The organism is Pseudomonas pisciculturae (assembly GCF_015461805.1).
In the GTDB taxonomy this organism is placed as follows: Bacteria; Pseudomonadota; Gammaproteobacteria; order Pseudomonadales; family Pseudomonadaceae; genus Aquipseudomonas; species Aquipseudomonas pisciculturae.
Genome location: NZ_JACVZE010000005.1, coordinates 184,624 through 206,701, shown reverse-complemented (window position 1 = coordinate 206,701; position 22,078 = coordinate 184,624). Strand labels below are relative to the sequence as shown.

The 22,078-nt window shown below is 60.4% G+C and carries 26 protein-coding genes; 18 read left to right on the top strand and 8 right to left on the bottom strand.

Annotated elements, in window-relative coordinates; genetic code table 11:
• The first annotated feature begins 8 nt into the window (after positions 1–8).
• Genes ICY20_RS15495 through ICY20_RS15465 form a run of 7 tightly spaced genes read left to right on the top strand, consistent with a single transcriptional unit; the run spans position 9 to position 5,984 of the window.
• Positions 9–434, top strand: a complete 426-nt coding sequence (locus tag ICY20_RS15495; protein WP_065905942.1) for an ExbD/TolR family protein — start codon at positions 9–11, stop codon at positions 432–434.
• Between the two features lie 3 nt (positions 435–437).
• Positions 438–1,139 (top strand): energy transducer TonB family protein, encoded by a 702-nt coding sequence (locus ICY20_RS15490; RefSeq protein ID WP_194937898.1) that lies wholly within the window; start codon positions 438–440, stop codon positions 1,137–1,139.
• 43 nt (positions 1,140–1,182) lie between these two features.
• Entirely contained in the window at positions 1,183–2,883 is a 1,701-nt protein-coding gene (locus tag ICY20_RS15485; protein WP_159962640.1) for a putative porin, read from the top strand.
• Between the two features lie 19 nt (positions 2,884–2,902).
• The gene (locus ICY20_RS15480) at positions 2,903–3,529 is read left to right on the top strand and encodes a DNA repair protein (protein WP_194937897.1); all 627 of its coding nucleotides are present in this window, start codon (positions 2,903–2,905) and stop codon (positions 3,527–3,529) included.
• 20 nt (positions 3,530–3,549) lie between these two features.
• Complete coding sequence (locus ICY20_RS15475) at positions 3,550–4,023, top strand: YbjN domain-containing protein (protein ID WP_194937896.1); 474 nt, start codon at positions 3,550–3,552, stop codon at positions 4,021–4,023.
• A complete protein-coding gene (locus tag ICY20_RS15470; protein ID WP_159962638.1) occupies positions 4,020–4,961 on the top strand; it encodes a peptidylprolyl isomerase in 942 nt (313 codons plus the stop codon). The genes ICY20_RS15475 and ICY20_RS15470 overlap by 4 nt, the downstream gene beginning before the upstream one ends.
• A gap of 51 nt (positions 4,962–5,012) precedes the next feature.
• Positions 5,013–5,984, top strand: a complete 972-nt coding sequence (locus tag ICY20_RS15465) for a LysR family transcriptional regulator (RefSeq protein WP_194937895.1) — start codon at positions 5,013–5,015, stop codon at positions 5,982–5,984.
• A gap of 81 nt (positions 5,985–6,065) precedes the next feature.
• On the opposite strand, the gene ICY20_RS15460 is transcribed toward ICY20_RS15465, so the two are convergent.
• Complete coding sequence (locus tag ICY20_RS15460) at positions 6,066–6,932, bottom strand: LysR family transcriptional regulator (protein WP_194937894.1); 867 nt, start codon at positions 6,930–6,932, stop codon at positions 6,066–6,068.
• A gap of 93 nt (positions 6,933–7,025) precedes the next feature.
• On the opposite strand from ICY20_RS15460, the gene ICY20_RS15455 reads away from it, so the two are divergent.
• The 4 genes from ICY20_RS15455 to ICY20_RS15440 are packed head-to-tail and all read left to right on the top strand — an operon-like array spanning position 7,026 to position 9,692.
• Positions 7,026–7,574, top strand: a complete 549-nt coding sequence (locus tag ICY20_RS15455; RefSeq protein WP_194937893.1) for a DUF4865 family protein — start codon at positions 7,026–7,028, stop codon at positions 7,572–7,574.
• A gap of 47 nt (positions 7,575–7,621) precedes the next feature.
• The gene (locus ICY20_RS15450; protein WP_159962634.1) at positions 7,622–8,209 is read left to right on the top strand and encodes a histidine phosphatase family protein; all 588 of its coding nucleotides are present in this window, start codon (positions 7,622–7,624) and stop codon (positions 8,207–8,209) included.
• A complete protein-coding gene (gene cobF / locus ICY20_RS15445) occupies positions 8,206–8,961 on the top strand; it encodes a precorrin-6A synthase (deacetylating) (RefSeq protein WP_159962633.1) in 756 nt (251 codons plus the stop codon). Before ICY20_RS15450 ends, cobF begins: the two co-directional genes overlap by 4 nt.
• A gap of 11 nt (positions 8,962–8,972) precedes the next feature.
• The gene (locus ICY20_RS15440) at positions 8,973–9,692 is read left to right on the top strand and encodes an alpha/beta hydrolase (protein WP_194937892.1); all 720 of its coding nucleotides are present in this window, start codon (positions 8,973–8,975) and stop codon (positions 9,690–9,692) included.
• 132 nt (positions 9,693–9,824) lie between these two features.
• Here ICY20_RS15440 and ICY20_RS15435 read toward each other — a convergent pair whose 3' ends face one another.
• Both ICY20_RS15435 and ICY20_RS15430 read right to left on the bottom strand, forming a co-directional pair.
• A complete protein-coding gene (locus ICY20_RS15435; RefSeq protein ID WP_194937891.1) occupies positions 9,825–10,379 on the bottom strand; it encodes a DcrB/PsbP domain-containing protein in 555 nt (184 codons plus the stop codon).
• 73 nt (positions 10,380–10,452) lie between these two features.
• Entirely contained in the window at positions 10,453–12,261 is a 1,809-nt protein-coding gene (locus ICY20_RS15430; protein ID WP_194937890.1) for a monovalent cation:proton antiporter-2 (CPA2) family protein, read from the bottom strand.
• 243 nt (positions 12,262–12,504) lie between these two features.
• Here ICY20_RS15430 and ICY20_RS15425 point away from each other — a divergent pair, with 243 nt between their 5' ends.
• Positions 12,505–12,870, top strand: a complete 366-nt coding sequence (locus ICY20_RS15425; RefSeq protein WP_194937889.1) for a type II toxin-antitoxin system RelE/ParE family toxin — start codon at positions 12,505–12,507, stop codon at positions 12,868–12,870.
• Positions 12,863–13,168 carry an XRE family transcriptional regulator gene (locus ICY20_RS15420; protein ID WP_159959688.1) on the top strand — a complete coding sequence of 102 codons (306 nt, stop codon included), beginning with the start codon at positions 12,863–12,865 and terminating at the stop codon, positions 13,166–13,168. The genes ICY20_RS15425 and ICY20_RS15420 overlap by 8 nt, the downstream gene beginning before the upstream one ends.
• On the opposite strand, the gene ICY20_RS15415 is transcribed toward ICY20_RS15420, so the two are convergent.
• Positions 13,116–14,039, bottom strand: a complete 924-nt coding sequence (locus ICY20_RS15415) for an EamA family transporter (protein WP_159959690.1) — start codon at positions 14,037–14,039, stop codon at positions 13,116–13,118. The two genes, ICY20_RS15420 and ICY20_RS15415, sit on opposite strands and share 53 nt — an antisense overlap.
• A 103-nt stretch (positions 14,040–14,142) precedes the next feature.
• Here ICY20_RS15415 and ICY20_RS15410 point away from each other — a divergent pair, with 103 nt between their 5' ends.
• The 3 genes from ICY20_RS15410 to ICY20_RS15400 all read left to right on the top strand — a co-directional run bounded on the left by ICY20_RS15410 (position 14,143) and on the right by ICY20_RS15400 (position 17,927).
• Entirely contained in the window at positions 14,143–14,925 is a 783-nt protein-coding gene (locus ICY20_RS15410; protein ID WP_194937888.1) for an AraC family transcriptional regulator, read from the top strand.
• An 87-nt stretch (positions 14,926–15,012) separates the two neighbouring features.
• Complete coding sequence (locus ICY20_RS15405) at positions 15,013–16,569, top strand: DUF726 domain-containing protein (RefSeq protein ID WP_194937887.1); 1,557 nt, start codon at positions 15,013–15,015, stop codon at positions 16,567–16,569.
• Positions 16,570–16,607: 38 nt separating this feature from the next.
• A complete protein-coding gene (locus ICY20_RS15400) occupies positions 16,608–17,927 on the top strand; it encodes an Nramp family divalent metal transporter (protein ID WP_122486451.1) in 1,320 nt (439 codons plus the stop codon).
• On the opposite strand, the gene ICY20_RS15395 is transcribed toward ICY20_RS15400, so the two are convergent.
• The 3 genes from ICY20_RS15395 to ICY20_RS15385 all read right to left on the bottom strand — a co-directional run bounded on the left by ICY20_RS15395 (position 17,928) and on the right by ICY20_RS15385 (position 19,714).
• On the bottom strand, positions 17,928–18,305 hold the full coding sequence (locus ICY20_RS15395; protein WP_159959696.1) for a type II toxin-antitoxin system VapC family toxin: 378 nt from the start codon (positions 18,303–18,305) through the stop codon (positions 17,928–17,930).
• Positions 18,302–18,661 (bottom strand): type II toxin-antitoxin system Phd/YefM family antitoxin, encoded by a 360-nt coding sequence (locus tag ICY20_RS15390; protein ID WP_159959698.1) that lies wholly within the window; start codon positions 18,659–18,661, stop codon positions 18,302–18,304. Before ICY20_RS15390 ends, ICY20_RS15395 begins: the two co-directional genes overlap by 4 nt.
• Before the next feature lie 120 nt (positions 18,662–18,781).
• The gene (locus tag ICY20_RS15385) at positions 18,782–19,714 is read right to left on the bottom strand and encodes a LysR family transcriptional regulator (protein ID WP_159959700.1); all 933 of its coding nucleotides are present in this window, start codon (positions 19,712–19,714) and stop codon (positions 18,782–18,784) included.
• A 117-nt stretch (positions 19,715–19,831) separates the two neighbouring features.
• Between ICY20_RS15385 and ICY20_RS15380 the strand changes: the two genes are divergently transcribed.
• Together ICY20_RS15380 and ICY20_RS15375 are read left to right on the top strand one after the other, a co-directional pair.
• Positions 19,832–20,320, top strand: a complete 489-nt coding sequence (locus ICY20_RS15380; protein WP_194937886.1) for a DMT family transporter — start codon at positions 19,832–19,834, stop codon at positions 20,318–20,320.
• Positions 20,321–20,324: 4 nt separating this feature from the next.
• Positions 20,325–20,780, top strand: a complete 456-nt coding sequence (locus ICY20_RS15375; RefSeq protein WP_194937885.1) for a DMT family transporter — start codon at positions 20,325–20,327, stop codon at positions 20,778–20,780.
• Positions 20,781–20,994: 214 nt separating this feature from the next.
• On the opposite strand, the gene ICY20_RS15370 is transcribed toward ICY20_RS15375, so the two are convergent.
• Complete coding sequence (locus tag ICY20_RS15370) at positions 20,995–21,885, bottom strand: AraC family transcriptional regulator (protein WP_194937884.1); 891 nt, start codon at positions 21,883–21,885, stop codon at positions 20,995–20,997.
• Positions 21,886–22,078: the final 193 nt, after the last annotated feature.

The window sequence follows — 22,078 nt, the reverse complement described above, 5'->3', positions numbered from 1 at the left end:
GAATCAGCATGGCTTCTGTAAATGCCTCCCACGACGATGACGATGATGCCGCCGTCGACAGCATCAACATCACGCCCCTGGTGGACGTGCTGATGGTGGTGCTGGTGATGTTTATCCTCACCGCCACTGCCCAGGTCTCGGGCATCCAGATTCATTTGCCCAAGGCCAGCGCCTCGGTGTCGCTGTCGGAAGCCAAGACCAAGGCCATCTCTGTCAACGATGGCGGCCAGGTATTCCTTGATGCCTACCCAGTGACCCTTGGCGAGTTGGAAGAGCGCCTGCGCATCGAAAAAGCCCTGAACCCGGACTTCCCGGTGATCGTGCGCGGCGATGCCTTGGTGCAGTACCAGAAGGTGATCGAGGTACTCGATTTGCTGCGACGGCTGGAGCTGTCCCAGGTCGGGCTGGTCACTGGCAAACCGAGCCAGGGCTAAGTCATGACCGCACAGATCCCGATCACGCCGTTGCCGGTAAAAAAGAAGCCGCCGTTGCGCCCGCTCAAGTGGGGCGCAGGCCTGCTGCTGGGCGCGGTGGCGGCCTGGTTTTTATGGCAGTGGGCCAATGACATGAGTGGCGTGCGCCGTGAAGCGCCGAAGGTGCCGACGATTATCCCGTTGCCGCCACCGCCGCCACCGCCTCCGGAAAAGCCCAAGGAGCCTGAGCCTCAGGTGGAGGAGAAAGTCCCTGAACCGGTGCCTACGCCGGAACCTGAAGAAGTAAAACCGGCGGAAGAAGCGCCGCCTTCACCCGCTGACGATTTGGCTAACCCGATGCAGATCGATGGCGATGCCCAGTCCGGCAACGACGGTTTCAACATCGGCGCGGGCAAAGGCAGCGGCATGGCCGGTTCCGGTGGTGGCCTGGGTGCCGGCACTTACAAGCAATACCTGGCCGGGGTGTTTCAGCGCCTGCTGCGCGAAGACCCGGAGTTGCGCAAGAAGGCTTACACCGTACAGGCGGATCTGTGGTTGAGCGCCGATGGCCAGGTCACGCGTGCGGAACTGACCAAGTCCAGTGGCGATGCCCAGACCGATGCCCAAGTGCTGGCCGCGTTGCGTGCGCCCCATGCCACGCAGCGGGTGCCGGCCTCCATAAATATGCCGGTACGCCTGTCTCTCAAGGGCCGTCGCCCGGATTGATCGAACCTTATTTTTGGCATTTTTTTACAGGAGTTGCGTACACATGATTTCCCCCGTGAATCGACTGACCCTGGCGGTTGGCATGGTCATCGCGACCTTGGTCGGCCAAGCGGCGGCAGCCCCGGTTGCGCCCTCGGAAAACGTCACCGTCAACCTCATCCGCCTGCTGGTGCAGCAAGGTGTGTTAACCCAGGACACCGCCAACGGGCTGATCGCCCAGGCCGAAAAAGAAGCCCAGCAGGCGCGTCAGGCCAATGCTGCGCCGGTGGTTGCCGCAGGCCCCGCTGCAGCGCCCGGTGATGTGCGTGTGCAGTACGTACCGCAGGCGGTGCGTGACCAGATTCGCGACCAGGTCAAGGCCGAAGTCATGGCCACCGCCAAGCAGGAAAACTGGGCCCAACCCAATACCTTTCCGGACTGGGTGTCCCGCGTGACCTTTGATGGCGACATTCGCTTGCGTGACGAGTCGCGCTACTTCTCGGGTCGTAACGACAACACGATCACTGACTACGCCAAGATGAACAGTTCAGGCCCTTACGACGTCAACAACGGGTCCAATTTCAAGTATCCGCCGTTGATCAACACCCGGGAGGACCGTGAGAACCTGTTCCGTCTACGCGCTCGCCTGGGCATGAAAGCCGTGCTCTCGCCAGAGTGGACTGCCGGCATCCGCCTGGGAACCGGCTCGGACAACAACCCCGTCTCCACGACGCAAACGCTGGGCGGTGGTTTTGGCAAGAAGGACATCTGGCTCGATCAGGGTTACCTGAGTTGGAAAGCCTCCGATGCGCTGACCTTGACCGGTGGGCGCATTGGCAACCCGTTCTATTCCACCGACATGATGTATTCCAACGACCTGAACTTCGATGGCGTGGCAGCACTGTTCAATCACAGACTCAATAGCGACTGGGGGCTATTCGGCACCCTTGGTGCATTTCCGGTCGAGTACACCGCCGACGCCGCCAGCAGCAATGGCTTTGATAAAGACAGCAGCGAGACCAAATGGTTGTTCGGCGGGCAGGTGGGGGCTGACTGGAAGATCAATCGCAGTAACAAACTCAAGCTCGCTGCCGCTTACTATCAGTTCCAGGACATCGAAGGTGAGCGCTCCAGCCCCTGCAGCACATGGCAAGGCGACCCTGGTTGCGACACGGACGGAACGCGAGTGGCCTTCATGCAAAAGGGCAACACCGTATTCCACCTGCGTAACAACACGGCGAACCCGGCCACGCCAGGCACGACCCCGGACCCGCAGTTTGTGGGCCTGGCCTCCAAGTTCAATGTATTGGACCTCAACGCCGTGTGGGACAGCGAACTGCCCAGCGATTTCAAACTGCGCACCCAAGGCAACTTCATCCACAACCTGGCCTACGACAGAGGCGAGATGCTGCGGCGTAGCGAAGGCGAGATCGTCACCAACATCAACAGCGATGGCCAGTTTGAAAGTGGCGGCAATGCGCTGATGGTCTCGTTCACCCTCGGCAGCGCGCTGGAGTTACGCAAGCGCGGCGACTGGAACGTGCTGGCCGGCTACAAGTACATCCAGCCGGACGCGTTGCCTGACGGCTTCAATGACTCGTCGTTCCACCTGGGCGGCACCAACGCCAAGGGTTACTTCATTGGCGCCAACTACGGCATCGAAAAGAACATCTACGCCAGTGCGCGTTGGTTGAGCGCCTCGCAAGTGTATGGGAAGCGGTTCGACGTCGACGTGATGCAACTGGAACTCAACACGCGCTTCTGATGCGCACAGGAGATGCCACATGAACACGCGAATCTGCGGGCTGCTGCTGTTATTTGTCGCCACCGGCGCCAGCGCCGAAGGCATGGAAGAGCGCCTGCGTGCTCAACTGCGCAGTACCACCCAGCAGTTGCAGGCGTTGCAAAGTGAACAGGCCCAGGCCAGTGCCGCGCGTATCGCCGCTGAAGCCCAGGCCAAACAGGCCCAGGTACAAATCAAGCAACTGACCGCCGAGCTGGAAAAAACCCGTGGGGTGGCCGAGCAAATGGCCGGCCAGCAACAAAGCCTGCACAGCCAGGCGCAAGCCCAGGTGGCGGCGAGCAACGAGCAGATCGGCAAGTTCAAGAAGGCCTATGACGAGCTGCTGGTACTGGCCAAAGGCAAGGAAACCGAGCGCGCCCGCTTGCAGGCACAGTTGGGCGAACGTGACACGCAAGTGCAGCAATGTTCAGTCAAGAATCAACAGATGTACGGCGTGGCCCAGCAGTTGCTCACGGCCTACGAAAAAATCGATGTGGCCGAGGTGATGAGTATTCGCCAGCCCTTCGCCAGCAGCGCGCGGGTCAAGTTCGAGGAACTGGCCCAAGGCTTTGGCGACGATCTGTACAAGAGCCGCTTTGATGCGCCCCAGGCAACCGCCAATCACTGATAGACACGGAAGAGATCACCATGAGCGAATTGATCGCCAGCGTTACCATCCAGAGCCTCACCGAATTGCTTCAAGAGGCCGGTTACCGGGTCAACCAGACTGAGCAGAACGGCATCGTGCAATTGCTCAGCGCCAGCCAGGGCATTGGTTTTGCCGTACGTTTCGGCAACCCGGCGGCAGAGCAGGGCAGCTATGTGGACTTCACCTACAGCTGCGCGCTGCGTATTCAGGGCGAGTTGCCCGAAGGGCTGGCTCAGGTCTGGAACGCCTCACGCCGTTTTGCGCGGTTGTCGGTGCAGGGTGAATTCCTGTTGATGGAAATGGACGTGGTGGTGGCCGGCGTCGGCGCCACTCACCTGCGCAGCCAGCTCGAACTGTGGGACCGCCTGTTGCAGGAGTTCATCGTGTACCTGCGTGAATACAGCCAGCAAGCCGCGCAGTTGCAGGCACAGGCGGGCGTTGAGGCGGTTGGCGAAGAGGCACCTGTACTGTGAAAAAACCAACCCTGATGGTCGGCGCGGGTGCGCTGGCCTTGCTGGTAGTGGCGGTGGGCTTGAGCCTGCGACCGGGCAGCGACCCGGTGGCGGCGCAGCAGCCGGCACCCGTGCTCACCCCGCAACCGATGGGGCCGGCGGTGGCACGCTTGGGCAATCAGCAAATCGACCTGCCGGAACTCAAGACCGTGCTGGCCAGCCTGCCGGCCGAGTCCCGCGAGCAATTGCGTGGCAACCGTGGCGCGCTGGAGACGTGGATTCGCTCACGCTTGGCGCAAAAGGCAGTGCTGGAACAGGCCGACGCCCAAGGCTGGCGCCAACGCCCGGAGGTGGAGCAACAAACCCGCGCCGCCGCCGAGCAGATTGTGTTCCGTGACTACATGCTGTCGGTCAGTCAAGTACCGGCGGATTACCCCAGCGCGGCCGAGTTGCAGCAAGCCTACGACAGCGGCAAGGCGCAGTGGGTGACGCCGCCGTTGTACCGGGTGAGCCAGATTTTTCTTGCGGTCAACGACCCGCAGAGTGTTGATGCCGTGCGCCGTCAGGCTCAGGAGCTGAGCCGTCGCACCCAGGCTGCACCGGGTGATTTTGCTGCCTTGGCTACGCAGTTTTCCCAAGACCCGCAGACGGCTGCCCGAGGCGGGGATTCGGGTATGCAGCCACTACAGCAACTGGTGCCGGAGGTGCGCGGCGCCGTCTCGCGCCTCAAGGTCGGTGCCGTTTCAGACGTGGTGCAAAGCGCCGCCGGGTTCCATGTGCTCAAGCTGACCGGCCAACAACCGGCGCGCACCGCGACCCTGGATGAGTTGCGCGAACGCCTCACCCAGGCCTTGCGTGACCAGCGCCAGGAACAGATCGCCAAGGCCTACCTGGAAGGCATGCTCAATACGGCCACGTTGAGCATCGACGGTGCCGAGTTGAACAAGGTGCTGGAGTAATACGCGACAACCCGCATTGGATGCACAGACCAACAAGACAGGGAGTCTCTCATGGCATTTCTAGAACCGTCTGCCCCCCACGGAGCCGCTGCTTACAGTGCCCCGGGCGAAGCCCGCGACAGCTGGCTGGCCTTGGCACAAGAGATCGACCCGGAGGTGGCGCGCTACTTTCTGGTGAGTGCGCGCTGCGGCTGTTTCATGCAGGCGGCGCGCAGCTTGAATATCAAGGCGACGCTGTTGCGCAAGCGTCTGGCGCAGTTGGAAGTACACCTGCGTCATTCGCTGTTCACCCACCAGGGCACGGGCCTGGTGCTCAGTCGCGACGGCCTGCAACTTCAGGCACAACTGATCGCCCTGGCCCATGAGCGGCGCTTGCCAGTGGTTGAGCAACCGCTGATCCGCCTGGCGGTGGCCGAGCCGATCCTGCATGACATTCTGGGTCGCGATTTGATTGCCTTGTTGCGTCGCAACGCCAGCGTGCGCTTGGAAATCATCTCCCTCGACAGTCACTTGTCTGCGCAAGCGGTGGAAGTGGACGTGGTGCTATGGCTGGCGGACGCCGACAGCCCAGGCCCGAGCTTCGCGACACAGCCGCCCAGAGCCCTGGCGCGCCTGGAATACCTGCCGCATATCGCCAAACGCTACTCACGGCTGATCACCCGCCCGGACAGCGTGGGCGACCTGGACGACTACATGCTGGTGCAATGGCAGCCCGATGCCCAGGTCAATGCCTTAAAGCCCTGGAATCAAGTGATAGAGCAACGCGTGGCTGCCGTGGTGCAAGTGCATGCCTATTCGCTGATGCTGGAGATGATTCGGTGCGGGGCTTGCATCGGTTTGCTGCCGCACTATATGAGCAGTTTTGACCGTGGCCTGGTGGCGCTGCCGGGGTTGCTGGCCGAGCGCATGCAGCGCCAGGTGTGGCTGGCGGTGAATGCCCAGGTGCAGCATGCCGAAGCGGTGCAGATGATTGTGGAGTTGATCGTCAGCACGTTTGAGGGGCGGCGCGACTGGTTTGATTGAGATGGGCTGACCAACCGAAATTATTTGCCGAACACAGTTCAACATGTGGGAGCGGCGGTGTACCCACCCATTCGGTATGCCTCAGCGTTGCAACACTCCCCGAAACGTTGCACTCAACGCGCGCAATGTCTCCCGCGAGCGCGCATCGCTGATGCGGCTGTAAAGCACCACCTCACTCACCGGCAAGGGCGGCAGGCCATGCTGCTCGCTGACCTCCACAGACCCCGGCGGCGCCACACGGTGGGCGAGGGCAGCGACTCCCAGCCCGGCGCTGACTGCCGCACCCACCGCCATGACGCCGCCACCGACAAACACTTCGGTCCAGTCGATGTGGGCGTCATCCAGCGCTCGTGTGGCCAAATGCCTAACTCCACAGGGCGCGGCCATGGTTGCCATGCGCAGCGCAGTACCCGGTGTGTGTTGCCAGTTGGGCGATGCGAACCAGCCAAAGCGTTCCACTACCAACACTTCGCCGTCCTGGCGGTCGCCCTCGTTGCGCACGATCACGGCGTCCAGTTCATTGCGGTCGAAGGCGGCCACCAGGTCGCGCGATGAGGCGATGCGCACTTCAAGAATCACCAGCGGGTCGTAGGCCGCGAGGCGGCTGAGCCACAGCGGTAGGTCTGGCCCGGCCACGTGGTCGCTGATGCCGATCACCAGGCGGCGGGGTGCATGGCTACCCATATCGCCCAGGGCGCGTTCATGGGCATTGAGCAGCGCGCGGGCGGCGACGATGAAGTGCTCACCCTGGGGCGATAGCCGCACATGCCGTGGTGTGCGCTCCAGCAAGCGATAACCCAGGCGTTCTTCCAGACGCTTGAGCTTGAGGCTAATGGCGGCCTGGGAAGTATCAAGCGCTTGGGCCGCACGGGTGAAACTGGCGAAATCAGCCACCAGGACGAAGGCCTGCACGGTATCGATATCCAAGGGCCTGGGCGCATCAGTCATATCCAATCCTTATCGCATATATATCAGGCCATATCTTGTTGAAATCATAGCCGCTGCGCAAGCTGGACGCTCATCTTGCACAGGAGCTTTTTTATGTTCGCCAAACAGTATTCACACCGCTTGCCTGCCGACTACGACATGGGTGTGATTCGTCGTCGAGCCGGGCAATTGGGGCCGTTGTGGGATCACACCGCAGGCTTGCTGTTCAAGGCGTTTATCGCCCAGGAGCGTGGGGGTAACGTGTATTCGTCGCTGTACCTGTGGGCCGACCCGTTGCAGGCCGCCGACTTTTTACTGGGGGAACGTTTTCAGAAGGTGCTCGACAGCTTTGGTCGCCCGCATATCGAGAGCTGGCTGCCGCTGGATGTGCAGCGTGGGCCGGCGCCCACAGCGTTGAGCCTGTACCGCGAGGAGTGGCCGATCGAGCCAGGGGCGGATCGGGCGGCGATAGTGGCGCAGGAAAAACAGCGCAATCGGCAGTTGGCAGATAACAGCGATGCATTCGCCGTGTTCCTGGCGCTGGACGTGCAGGCTTGGCGTCTGGTTCGTGTCACCTTGTCTGCCAAGGCGCTGGCCCCTGAGCATCCCGGGATCGGTTACCAGGTGCTCTACTTGGCGCAAGGCGTTGCACTACCGGGGTAACTGCGCCAGTCTTGAAGCCCTCACGCTTCAAGTTGAAGACTCCGGCAATGCTCGCTACCCGTTTGACACTGATCTGCCATGCCGTCACCCCTTTGCAGAAACAGGGGCGCTTTCCCGATGACGAATCGGTGGCGATGGATTGGCAAGGCGAGGCGCTGTCCCTGGTTGGCCGCTATAAGAAAAGCGGGCGCCTGCTGTGCGGCCCGGAGGCCAGAGCGCGGCAGACGGCAGGTTTGTTCGGTGACGATAGCGTCATCGAGCCCGCGCTGCGCGATATTGATGTGGGACGCTGGAGGGGCCAGGACATAGGCCAGCTCGATAGCGTCCCGTTGAATACCTGGCTCACCGACAGCACCAGTGCACCCCATGGCGGTGAGTCGGTGGAACAGGTATGCACCCGGGTTGGGCAGTGGATGAAGTCCCTTGAAGCTCAGCCCGGTCATGTGGTGGCCATCACCCATCCCTTTGTGATTCGCGCTGCACTGCTGTACGTCATGCAGTCCCCGGTGGCGATGTTTTATCTGATCGATGTTGAGCCGCTGTCGACCATCGAGCTGCGTTTCAACAGCGTCTGGCGCTTGCGCTTGGAAACGCACATGGCAAAATCCACGCCCCGCAATGAGAGCAACCCATGAAACGCATCCTGATCATCGGCATTGGCGCCGGCAACCCTGACTACATCACGATGCAGGCCGTGAAGGCGCTGAACCGCACCGACGTGTTTTTCCTGATGGACAAGGGCCAGAGCAAAGACAAGCTGATCGACCTGCGTCGCGAGATCTGCGAAACCTATATCACCGAGCCCGGCTACCGCTTCGTCGAGGCCGACTGCCCCGAGCGTGTGCGCGGCGATATCGACTACACCACCGCGGTGCAGGACCTGAACCGCGACAAGCAACACACCTTCGAGCGCATGATCAACGAAGAAATGGCCGACGGTGAAGTAGGCGCATTCCTGGCCTGGGGTGACCCGGCGCTGTACGACAGCACCATTCGCATTCTGCAGGCAATTCTGGCCAGTGGCCGTAGCGACTTTGAATTCGAAGTGATCCCTGGCATTACCAGCGTGCAGGCCCTGGCGGCCCAGCACAAAGTGCCGCTGAACCGCATCGGCCGCTCCATCGAAATCACCACCGGGCGCCGTTTGGCGGCGGGGCAGGCGAGTGATGCTGATACGTTGGTGGTGATGCTTGATGCCGAAGATTCCTATCGCACGGTGGCCGATCAGGATCTTGATATTTACTGGGGCGCCTACCTGGGCACGCCGGACGAGATTCTCATCAGCGGTAAAGTGGCTGAAGTAGCAGGGGAAATCGAGCGGGTGCGCAAGGCCGCGCGCCTGGAAAATGGCTGGATCATGGACACCTATCTGCTGCGCAAACCCTGAGGTACCGTCTCATGCTAAAGCTGTTTGCCCTGGCGCTGGCGCTGATCGCCGGCGTCGCTCATGCCAATGATGTGCTGCGCACTGATTTGCCGCTGTCGTACCTTGAGCAGACTCAGGACGATGCGCGCAACGAGCCGTTGGTGATTTTCCTGCATGGGTTCGGCAGCAACGAGCAAGACCTGTTTGGCATCAAGGACGCGTTGCCGCCCACCTGGACCTACTTGTCGGTGCGGGCGCCAATGCCAGTGGGTTCCAGCGGTTATCGCTGGTTTACCAAGACCTCAGGTGAAGACGAATACAACGGCGAGACGCCAGACCTGCAACGAAGCGCCCGGTTGATCGAAGACTTCGTGACCCAGGCCACCACCAAATACCACACCCAAAGTGACCGAGTGTTCCTGGTGGGATTCAGCCAGGGCGCGATCATGTCCTACGAGCTTGGGTTGCGTAAGCCTGCATTGGTGCGTGGGATTGCGGCGTTGAGCGGCAGTGTATTGCCCGTGTTGAAGGCTGAGTTGAAAGCGGATGCGTCACTGGAGAAACTGGCGATCTTTATCGGCCACGGCACCTTGGACCAGGCGCTGCCGTATGTTTCGGCCACCCGTGCGAAAGAGTTGTTGGAGGGGCTGGGGTTGAAGCCTGAGTTTCATGGGTATGTGGGGATGCCGCATACCATCAGTGAGGCCGAAGTGCAGGACTTGAAAGCCTGGCTGGAAAACAGCTTGAAGTGAGCACGGTTAATAAATGTGGGAGCGGGCTTGCTCGCGAATGCGCAGTGTCAGTCGGTACATGTGTGACTGATACACCGCATTCGCGAGCAAGCCCGCTCCCACATTGGTTTTTGTGTTGTTTGGGAGGTTGGGTTATTTACTGCTCGTAATCTGCTTCACCAACGCAGCATGCCCCTTCGCATCATCCCCACGGGAAATGGCTTGGATCACTAGCATATGGTTGCCCGAACCGCCCAGGAACGTGCTGTTCAGCGTCTTGCCGCCGCCTTGTGTGGCGGTGCTGTCCACTTGGCGCAGGCCCAGGCCCTTGAGCGTCAGTTTCTTCTCGCCTTGTTTTTTGAAGTCCGGCAGCGCAGCACTCTGGTCCTTGACGAAACCGGCCACGGCGCCGTCGAGGAACTGGGTATCGTTATCCCCGATGGCTACCCCATCGGTACGCACCGTTTCGGCGACGATAACCACACTTTTCGTGGTTTTGTTGGCATACAAAGTGCCCTGGGTCGCGGCGCTGGCATCTTCGGCCGCACTGACCGGCAGGGTGTCGGCGGCGTAGGCCTTGGGCAAGGCGAAGGTAAATTTGCCGCCCAGGGTGGAGATCGTCTGCGTTGTGGGTTTAGTCGCAGCAAACACGCTGCCGGCGGTTAGCGCTAAGGCCAGCAGGGCAGCGGTCTTGGTGAAAGTGGCCATGAAGCGCTCCAAGGGATGAACGAAATTGCGGCACATTCTGTCAGAAAATTCGCAAGATCGTTCGTCTGTAGCCTCACACCTTGTCGGACTCTTCCTCAAGTCGGTCCATCTCAAACAGCCTCGCCAGTTCCGCACGCGCTTCTTGTGCGGACTGCATCACCTTGGCCGCATCGTCGTACACCGCGTGTTGGGCGGCCAGCAGTTGCAGGTCGTGGTTCTTGAAACGGGTGATGCGCGCATCGGCCTGGGCCTGGGTTAAACCGAGGCCTACCAGGGTGCGGCGGCTCATTTCCAGGCTGGAGTAGAAGGTTTCGCGCACCGGTGACGCGTCGACGTCCACCAGGCGGTGCACGTGCTGGCGGTTTCGGGCGCGGGCGATGATCTTCATGTGGGGGTAGAGGTTGCGCACCAGTTCGGCGGTCTTGATGTTGATCTCCGGATCGTCCATGGCGATCACGAAAAACTCGGCCTGGTCTACCTTGGCCGCGTGCAGGATCTCGGGGCGTTGCGGGTCGCCATAGAACACTGGCATGCCGCCAAAACTGCGGGTCAGCTCAATGGTTTCCACCGAAGTGTCCAAGGCGATAAACGAGATGTTTTGTGCCCGCAGGATACGCGCGACGATCTGGCCCATGCGGCCCATGCCGGCAATCACCACACGGGGCGCATCGCTTTCGATGGTGCGGTATTCCTCGGGGATCTCCACCGGCTTGACCTTGGGCTTGAACAGCTTCGGGCACACCAGCAACAGCAGTGGAGTCACCGCCATGGACAACGTGATGGTCAGTACCAGCACGTCATAGAGGTGGGGTTCGAACAGGCCCTGATCGCGGCCGATCTTGAACACCACAAAGGCAAATTCACCGCCTGCCGCCAACACCACGCCCAGGCGCAGGGCGCTTTCTCGATTGAGATCGCCCACCAAACGGCCCACGGCGTACAGCAGGGGCAACTTCAAGCCGATCAGCAGCAGCGTCAGGCCGATCACCACCAGCGGCGTGCTGAGCAACAGGCTGAGGTTGGCGCCCATGCCCACGCTGATAAAGAACAGGCCCAGCAGCAGGCCCTTGAAGGGTTCGATCTGGGATTCGAGTTCGTGGCGGTATTCCGAGTCCGCCAGTAGCAGGCCAGCCAGGAAGGCGCCGAGGGCCATGGACACACCCACCAGTTCCATCAGCCAAGCCGTGCCGATCACCACCAGCAAGGCGGTGGCGGTGGACACTTCCCGCAGCCCGGTCTTGGCGACGATGCGAAACACCGGCCTCAACAGGTAACGCCCGCCGATGATTACCACGGCGATGCTGCCGAGGATTTGCAGCACATGCTGCAAGCCCTGGGCTTCAGTGGTGGGGTGATCACTGCCGGCCAGCAGCGGCACCATCGCGATCAAGGGGATCGCGGCGATGTCTTGGAACAGCAAAATCGCAAAGGCCAGGCGGCCATGGGGCTGGTTCAGTTCCTTGCGCTCGGCCAGGCTTTGCAGGCCAAACGCGGTGGACGACAACGCCAGGCCCAGGCCCAGCACGATGGCGCTGTTCCACGATTGGCCAAACAGCCACAACGCCACCACGCCCATCACCAGGCCGGTGAGCAACACCTGGGCCAGGCCCACGCCAAACACCGCCTTGCGCATCACCCATAAGCGTTTGGGTGACAGCTCCAGGCCGATGATGAACAGCAACAACACCACACCCAATTCCGAGAACTGCGCCACGCTTTGCGGGTTGCCCACCAGGCCCAGCACCGACGGGCCGATGATCACCCCGGCGAACAGATAGCCCAGCACCGCACCCAGTTGCAGGCGCTTGGCCAGCGGCACGGTGAGCACGGCCGCGAGCAGAAACACCACGGCTGCTTGTAACAGGTTGCCTTCATGGGGCATTGCACACTCCAGGATCTTCAAAACCAATCAATAGGCGGGTATTAGAGCGCTTTTTACATTTTGAAAATTGTGTTTTTGCTGCGTTTTGGCCTGTCGGCGCTGCTTTTTTACAGAGTGGGGAGCCTTCAGCAGCCACGTCAGAAGGATGTACAAACAATTTACCAAGGAGGACGGGTGGAGCCTGAGTACTTCATCTTCTAGCTTTTAGGTTCTTGAATTTATATTCCTTGGATGGCATATTTCATGAGCTGGGAAGTTGAATACACGGATGAATTCGCAGGCTGGTGGGAAGCGCTGGGAACGAAGGAGCAGATTTCGGTCTCCGCCAGCGTTGATCTGCATGGGCTGTTAGGGCCAGGTTTGGGATTCCCCCACAGCAGCGATATCAAGGGCTCCCGGCATGGCAACCTGCGGGAACTGCGCATACAGCACGCAGGGCGGCCCTATCGAGTGTTGTATGCATTTGACCCACGGCGATGCGCGTTATTGCTGATCGGCGGGGAGAAGACCGGGCGACATCGATGGTATGAAGAGCACGTCCCGATGGCAGAAAAGCTGTATGACGTGCATTTAGAGACATTGCGTAACGAGGGCCGTAACCATGGCTAAGAAATTCGCTGAACTTCAGGCGCGCATGACGCCCCAGGCCCGCGCTGAAGCCAAGCTGTTGTTCCAGCAACACCTGCAAGAAATGCCTCTGCACGAGCTGCGCAAGGCTCAGCAGTTGAGCCAGCAAAGCCTGGCCAAGGCCTTGAACATCAACCAGGCGGCTGTCTCCAAGATGGAGCGGCGTACCGACATGTACATCAGCACGCTTCGTGACTACATCCGGGCAATGGGCGGCGAGCTGGAAATTATCGCGACGTTTCCTGATGGTCAGGTGAAGATCGATAACTTCGCTTGCTGAACACCGCCCAGCCGTTCGCCGGTCTGCGGTACAACCCTACCGCCAACCCCGTGAGGATGATCGACATTGAAATCAGGTCTGGCGTCGAGACCTGTTCGCCGATGATCACTACTGAGCTGGCGATGCCGAAGACTGGAATCAGCAGCGACAGTGGTGCCACGGTTGAAACGGGGTAAGCCTTGAGCAACGAGTTCCAGCCCCAATAGGCAAAGTGCGTGGCCAGGTAAACCTGGAACAGGATCGACCCGATGGCGGTTGCGTCGAGGCTGGCGGGCAGGGTTTCGAAGACGGTGCTGCCGTGCATCCACCACGCCATGAGGAACAGCGGGATCGGCGGGAACAGGCTGGCCCACACCATAAACGAGAAGATTTCCTTCACCCCCGATTTTTTGATGATGACGTTGCCGACGCTCCAGGCCAGCGCACTGAGTACGATCAGCATGACGCCGAGCACGGCGTGGCTGCCGTTTTGGGTGAGGATGATGCCCGAGAGGCCGACCAAGGCCAGGCCGGCACCGACCAGTTGTGCGTCCCGCAGGTTTTCGTTGAACAGCACGACGCCCCAACCCAGGGTGAAAAACACGCTGAGTTGGATGATCAACGAGGCGATCCCCGGGCTGACGCCAGCCTGGATGCCATAGTTGATCACGCCCCACATGCCTAGCCCGAAAATCACGCCGTAGGCGGCTACATAGCGGAAGGGAACGGCGGGGCGCTTGATGAAAAATACCAGCGGTAAAGCGGCGAGGGTAAAGCGGATGCCAGTGAGCACAAACGGGTCGATGCCGTGCAGGCCCAGTTTGGTAATGGGGAAGTTCAGCCCCCAGACCAGGGTCACGAGTACGGCGAGTACCAGGTGTTTTTTCAGCATGGTCAGTCCCTTGAGCAAGCAGGCAGGTTCGAAGGTGTTGAGGTTAATGCGCAAGACATTGGCCCGCTTGCTCTACCAGGTCATAGTTTGACAATATCGGGCCATGAGCCTGACTTTTACACCGGATGACCCCACTGCATTGGTGACGCTGCGCGAATTTGCGTCTGGCACCGTGTTTGCGCGCCACACCCATGACCGTGGCCAGTTTGCCTACGCCTCCACGGGCGCGTTGAAGATGTATACCGACCTGGGTAATTGGGTCGTACCGCCGCAGCGCGCGATTTGGGTGCCCGGAGGCGTCCCCCACGAGATGCATATGCGCGGTGATGTGGTGATGCTCAACACCTATCTCGACGATGCCGCCGCCCGGAGCGCTGGTTTGCAGGCGCACTGCCAAGTATTTGAGGTGTCACCGTTGCTCAGGCATTTGCTGGAAGCGGCGTTGACGATCGACCTGGCCGCACCGTCCAGTGTTCGGCAGCAATGCATATTGACGCTGTTGATCGATGAAATCGGCGCCATGCCCGAGTTACCGCTCAGCGCGCCGCTGCCGACCGAACCTCGTCTGGCCCGCGCCTGCCAGCGCTTTTTGGATGCGCCTACTCAAACCCTTTCACTCGATACGATGGCGCAGTGGTCGAGCATGAGCAGACGCACCTTTACCCGTCAGTTCCTCGAACACACCGGCATGACGTTCGTCGCCTGGCGCCAGCAGGTCTGCCTGCTGGAAGCCACTGCACAGCTCAGCCATGGCGCGTCTATTACTGAGGTGGCGTTGGCATTGGGTTTCAGCAGTTCCAGTGCATTTACCTCGGTATTTCGGCGCAACCTGGGGGATTCCCCGGCTCGCTACCTGGCCAAGTCCAAGGCCGCTTCGCTGTTTTGACCGCTTTACACTTCGGTCAGGATTCATCTCGCGCCTTGCCACGCTTTGTTACTATCGCCATCCTTCGTCACCAGGAGTCACCGCCCCATGCAACACCAGTGGGATGAAATGCACCGCACCCGCAAGCCCACCTTCGTGCTGTGTGGCGAGCCCCAAGGGGATGTGCTCAATCTCTATGTTCACGGTTATTCGGCGTTCTTCAACCGCCAGCAACTGGGCAACTTCAAGGAGCAGTTGGCGGGCATTGAAGGCTCGACCAACCTGATGTTGTTCTGGCCGGCGGGGCATTTCCTGGAAAATCTCTTTGCTCCCTTCAAGGATGTGATGGGGGCGATGCTCGGCGGCGGCAGCCTGGGTGCGGCGACCGTGGGGGTTGGCAAGGCGATTGCGTACTTTCTTGACCACTATAAAAGCGTCGAGGCACGGGTGGATGAGGTGGCCAGGAGCTTGCTGCCAGAGCTGGCCAGTTACCTGCACGGCGAATCCTTGGAGGTGCGTCGCATCAACCTGATCGGCCATTCCCTGGGCGCGCGGATTCTGGTCAAAAGCTTGCTGGCCAACCCCGACACCGCTCGCGAGCTGCCGCTGGACAACCTGCTGTTGATGGGCGGCGCGATCTGTACGTCAAACCCGTGGGATGAGGTGTCCGCACCGCTCAAGGGGCGGGTCATTAACTGCCATTCCAGCAAGGATTGGGCGCTGGCGATGAAACCGGACACCGAGCGCTGCATTGGCCGTTATGCGATCCCGCTGACACCGGCGTTGAAGGCCAAGGTGACCAATGTGCATCTGGCATCGTTCGATCACGCGGCCTATTGGCCGCAATTGCAGACGGTGGTGCAGTACACCGACCTGTTGCACGAGCGGCGCGGCATGATCCGTTCTGATCAGCGTAGCGCAGAGGTGCGCTTTGCCGAGGAGGACGCGGAACTGTTCCCGGCCTTGGTTCAGGCGCGGCCGGAAGAGTTGAAGTTTCTCGCCGAACTCATGGCGCAGAAACGCAGTACATCCATAGACGCCAACGTGCGCGAGCCGCTCAAGCTGGCCATCGAGTTGCAGCGCATGGGCGGCGACACCTTTATGAACCTGGCCCGTGGGCATGGCGTGAGTTACCGCCAGATCGCCGAAGACGTGGCGCAGCGGCTGGGGATCAAGTTTGATGAGCCGCTGGAGACTGTCGCGTTGGCGGACCTCGAAGCCCAGGTGGCGGAAAAACTCATCGAGCAATACAAGGACAAACTCAGCAGCGCCGACCGGCAAGTGTTCGATGCCGAGCTCAAGGCAGCCGCGCAAAAAGAACAGGGTCTGTTCCATCGCTTTGACGTTGGCCGCTCGGCCACTACTGCCTTGAGCGGCACCGCATTGGCGGGCCTTACTGGTTTTATGCTGCGGCGCGGCGCAGCTACGGCGATTCCGGTGGTGGGCCAGGCGCTCGCTGCGGCGATGCTGCTGGTCAGTGGAGTGCGCGCGTTTTCTGGCCCAGCTTATTCGATCACGACCCTGGCGGTGTTGGTGGTCGGGGTGATTCGCCAACGCATGGAGCGCGAGGCGCTGAACCAGGAGATGGACCTGGTGGTGCAAGTGGTGGAAGCGTTCGATCTGCCGCGTGACACGGTAATGCGCACGGTTGCGTCCGACTGCTAAGCTGCGCGTCTATCGAGTATGTTTGCCTGGGATACCGCGTGAAATTCAGCCTGCCGAAAATCGCTACTGCTCCGTTCTGCCCGCCGGAAGTGGCCGGCTCCGTCGCCGTTGACCCCAAGGCTTCATTTTTCAAGCGCGCGCTGATGTTCGCCGGCCCCGGCCTGTTGATCTCCATTGGCTACATGGACCCCGGCAACTGGGCCACGGCCATCGAGGCCGGGTCGCGCTACGGCTACAACCTGTTATTTGTCGTGCTGCTGGCCAGCTTGGCGGGGATGGCGGTGCAGTGCCTGTGCTCGCGATTGGGCATCGCTACCGGCAAGGACCTGGCGCAACTGTGCCGCGAACGCTACAGCAAGCGCTCGGCGCGTACCCAATGGCTGCTGGCGGAAATCTCCATCATCGCCACCGACCTGGCCGAAGTGCTGGGTTGCGCCTTGGCCTTTCACTTGTTGCTGGGCGTGTCGCTGACCACAGGCATTGTGATCACCGCTTTCGACACGTTACTGATTTTGGCCCTGCAAAACCGTGGTTTCCGCCGCCTGGAAGCGATCATGCTGGCGCTGGTGGCGACGATCGGCGTGTGTTTCTTTATCGAGCTGGTGCTGATCAAACCCTATTGGCCGGATGTGCTCAGTGGTTTTACCCCTTCACTCTCAGCCATCAGCGATGCCGCACCGCTGTACCTGGCCATCGGTATCCTCGGCGCTACAGTGATGCCCCATAACCTTTACTTGCACACCTCCATTGTGCAGACCCGCATGATCGGCAAGGACCTGGCCAGCAAGCAGGACGCCGTCAAGCTGGCACGCATCGACACCATCGGCTCACTGGCCTTGGCGCTGCTGGTCAACGCCGCGATCCTGGTGCTGGCCGCGGCCGCGTTCCACAACACCGGCCATGCGGATGTGGTCGAAATCCAGGACGCCTATCACCTGCTTGACCCCCTGGTCGGCGGCGCCTTCGCCAGCATCCTGTTCGGCGTAGCCCTGTTGGCCTCCGGCCAAAGCTCTACCTTCACCGGCACCATCGCCGGCCAGGTGATCATGGAGGGTTACCTCAACCTGCGTATTCCCTGCTGGCAGCGCCGCCTGATCACCCGCGGGCTGGCGCTGATCCCGGCGTTTCTTGGCGTGTGGCTGATGGGCGACGATGCCATCGGTAAACTGCTGATCCTCAGCCAAGTGGTGCTCAGCCTGCAGTTGCCGTTTGCGTTGTATCCGTTGATTCGCATGACCGGTGATGAACAGCTGATGGGGCCGTTTGTGAACCGGCTGCCGACGAGGGTGTTGGCGTGGTTTCTGTTTGCGGTGATCAGTGGGGCGAATGCTTGGTTGATTGGGCAGTGGGTGTTCTGATCACACCTGGATCGCCAAAGAGGTGTACTGGGAAATCTGTGGGTCGGCGGTAAGTAACTTCATCGGTTCGCTGATGGCCGTCGCGACGAGGAGTCGATCGAACGGATCCTTGTGATGATGCTCAAGGTCTTTCACCGCAATGGTGTGTTCCGATGTGATGGGTAACTCGACGAAGCCGCTTTCCAGGCAGTGCTCACGAATATCGTCCAGGTCGACCTTGAGTTTCCCCAAGCCGACCTTGATTGCCATCTCCCAGAAGGTGGCCGCGCTGACGTAAATCTCAGCAGCATTTTCAATCACCTTCCTCGCTTTGCCGGATAGCCTTGGATCGTCATTCAGTGTCCAAAGCAGGATATGGGTATCCAGCAACACTCTCATGAATGGCTGCCCTCAAAGGCATCCAGCAGGTCGTCAGGTAAAGGTGCGTCAAAGTCATCAGGAATGCTGAGCTGTCCTTTCATGGCTCCGATTCTGCAGCCTTTGAGCCTGCTCACAGGAACAAGCTGTGCCATCGCACGCCCGTGCTTTGCAATGGTGATGACTTTTCCGGATGCAGCCTCATCGACCAACTTGGACAAATTATTCTTCGCTTCAGCCAAAGGCACGGTAATCATGGGATTCTCTCCATGTTTTGGCCAAATATAGCCAAAACTTGATGAGCTATCAAAGACGGCCTGACGGCTGGCAGAAGCCACTCGTTCGGCACGTGATTGCTTGCGGTACAAAACGTCCATGGCGTATCTCCAAAAAGATGTCGCCAAAGTCTGCCTTAGCGTGCTGCTCACTAAAAATAGTGGCCCGAAAATTCAGAACGGACCTACTTTTACCAGTCAGAAATTTCGTCAGGTGCGGATCTACCGATCCCAATACGGCACCACCCCAAAACACTCTACAAAATAATCAATCACCGTCCTCACCTTCAGCGACAACCGTCGGCTGCCGGGCCACAGCGCTGCAATCTGCTGCGGCTCCAGCGTCGTCGCCACTTCGTACTCTGTCAGCACCGCCTGCAACGTGCCGGCGCGCAGGCCTTCGCCAATCAGCCAGGAAGGGAACACCACCAGCCCCAGGCCTTGTTCGGCGGCGTGGGTTAGGGTGTCGGCGTGGTTGCCGGTGATGGGGCCTTTGACGCTGTAGGGCGTCCAGTCGCCGCCTTCACGGCGGAAGAACCAGCGCTGTTGGCCCGTGATGCCTTTATAGGCCAGGCACTGGTGGTGGAGGAGTTCGTCGGGGTGTTGGGGCGTGCCGTGCCTGGCCAGGTAGGCGGGGCTGGCGGCGATGCGAAAGCGTTGAGGCGCGAAGATGCGTGCCTGCATACCGGAGTCGTTAAGCACGCCGATGCGAAACAGCAGGTCGGTGCCGTCTTGCAGGGGGTCGACGTACGTATCGGTTTGCTGGATATCCAGTTGCAACTTTGGGTAGCGGCGGCACAACTCACCCAGCCACGGCGACAGGTGACGCTGGCCGAACACCATCGGCGCATTGATGCGCACCAGGCCGCTGGGTTCGCTTTCCTGCTCCTGCAGGGCTTGGCCGGCGGCTTCCAGTTGTTCGAGCATCAACCGCGCATGGCGCCCCAGCAGGCGACCAGCTTCGGTGGGGCTGACGGCACGGGTGTGGCGGTACAGCAACTGTTGGCCGAGGGCCTGTTCCATCAACTGGATTTGCCGCGAGATGGAGGAGGGCGCCAGGCCCTCGCGGCGTGCGACTTCGGAGAAGCTGCCAAAGTCCAACACGGCGACGAACAGGCGCAGTGCCTTGAAACTCAGTTCATTCAAACCCTGCATTGCGGCTCCTGGCTGTGCGTTTCTCGCAAAGGTGTTGTCTGCATGCTCCCATTTATCGCACAGCACGGCCACCGGATAATGCACGCCATGTTTCCTTTAATGAAATGCAGGTGATGTATGCAGGCGAGTTCTGTGGACGGTGTGGCGCGCGCTACACCGAAGAAAAATCTGTTGCGGCTGCTGTTGTTGCCGCTGGTGATCCTGGCGGGCATGGGCCTGTCGGTAGAGGCTGGCTTGCTCGGGCCATTGGGTGTGCAGGTGGGGCATTTGTGGGCGACGTTGAGCATCTTTGGTGTTGGCTCGGCGATCTTGTATTTGCTGCTGCTGTTCAGCGGCCCCAAAAAAGGCCCGGCACTGGCTGACCTGCCGCGCTGGCAGTTGATCGGTGGCTTCCTGGGGCCGATGTATGTGGTGGTGCTGACCCTGGCCACGCCCCATATCGGCATTGCCATGACCATGATTGCGATTCTGTCGGGGCAAGTGGGCAAGAGCGTGTTGATCGACCACTTCGGCTGGTTTGGCACTGCGCGCAAGCGGGTCAACGGTGAGCGTTGGATAGCCCTGGCGTTGATTGTGGCGGCACTTGTTCTGATTGCACGAGGGTAAGGCGATGAATTTGATTCTGTTATTGGTGTTGGTAATTGCTGCCGGCGCGGTGTTGAGCGTACAGGCGGCGATCAATGGGCGCCTGGGGCAGTCGGTGGGTGTGTTGCGCAGTAGCCTGCTGACGTTTGCCGTGGGGGCGCTGACTACGGCACTGCTGATTTTCTTCTTCGAACCGACCCAGGCCATCAGCCTGTTGGATGTGCCGAAATGGCAACTCACCGGCGCGTTGTTCGGCGTGGTGTACATGATCGTGATGGTCGGCGCAGTGCCTGTCGTGGGTACGGCGGTTGCGACGGTGGCGGTGATTGTCGGGCAGTTGGGCATGGGCATGTTGATCGACAACTTTGGCTGGCTGGGTAACCCGGCGATCGAGCTGTCGGGTAGCCGCATCGTTGCGATGCTGTTGTTGGCGTTGGCGTTGGTGTTCATGTATCGCAGCAATACCCGCCAGGTGGATTGACGACGATAAAAGTGTGCGGGCTTGCCCCCGATTGCAGCTGTCAGTTAAGAAATTCAGTGGCTGACCCACCGCCATCGGGGGCAAGCCCCCTCCCACAGTTAACCGCATTCCAAAGGATGCAATTGGCCAAAATGTGGGAGCGGGCTTGCCCGCGATGGCGGTGTGTCAGTCGATGCATGGGCTGGCTGTACCAGCGCTTTCCCTACACCCAACGCTATCGCGCACGCCGATATTCACTCGGCGTTTGCTGCATCTCGATCCGAAAGTGCCGGTTGAAATTGGACAGGTTGGCGTAGCCCACCTCAAAGCAGATGGCCGCCACCGACATCTCGCTTTGCAGCAGCAGCCGGCAGGCGCGCTGCACGCGGAACTTGCGCATCAAGTCAATAAAACCGTGGCCCGTGTTGCGTTTGAAGAAGCGCGAAAAGCCTGGCTCGCTCATCTCCAGTCGTTGCGCAATCACCGACAGGCGCACGTCGCCGGTGAGTTCACGCATCAGGTAGTCGAAGGCGCGGTTGATTCGTTCGGCACTGCGGGCGTCCAGGGTGGGGGCGTAGCAAGGGCTGGCGAGGGCCTTTATCTGGGGCGGCGGGGCGTTTTTCAGGGTGTCGAGCAGTTGCAGGAACAGGATCAGTCGTTGCAGGCCGTGGGCCTGGCCGATGTTTTCCATCAGGCGTGCTGCCTTCATGGCCGTGTCGCCGCTGAATTCCAGGCCGCGCCGGGCCTGTTCAAACAGCGGCTGTAAATCGCCCAGCTCTGGCAGGGCCTTGCGCAACGTGAGGAGGGCGGCGCCATCAAATTGCAGCACTACGTCGCGGCCTGCGAGGTGTTCACCAGGGGCCAGTTCGCCGATCCAGTCGTGGGGCAGGTCTGGGCCGATCAGCGCCACATGCCCAGCGCTGAAGGCACCGATGTAGTCGCCTGCCACCAACTTGCCGCTGCCTTGGCGGATCAGGTGGATTTCGAACTCGGGATGGTGGTTCCAGCGTGCCAGATCATAGGGGTAGTCGTGCTCGAACCAGCGAAAGCAGTGGTCTGGCTCGGGCAGGATCACTTCCAGCTCGGCGGGGCGGTGCTCGAACAGCTGGGCGCGGCTGGCAGGCATGGCGAGACTTCTTATCGTTCTTGGGATCGCTTCAAAATACGCGCCTGTGTGCGCTGAGCGCTACTGCTGGTTTTACCCTGCACTGATACTTTTTTAACCTGAGACCGCCGGTTAAAAAAGTACCAGTCGAGCATCCGCAACGGGTTTGTGAGGGGGCGGGCAAGCTGCTGTAATCGGCCCTCAACAACAAAAA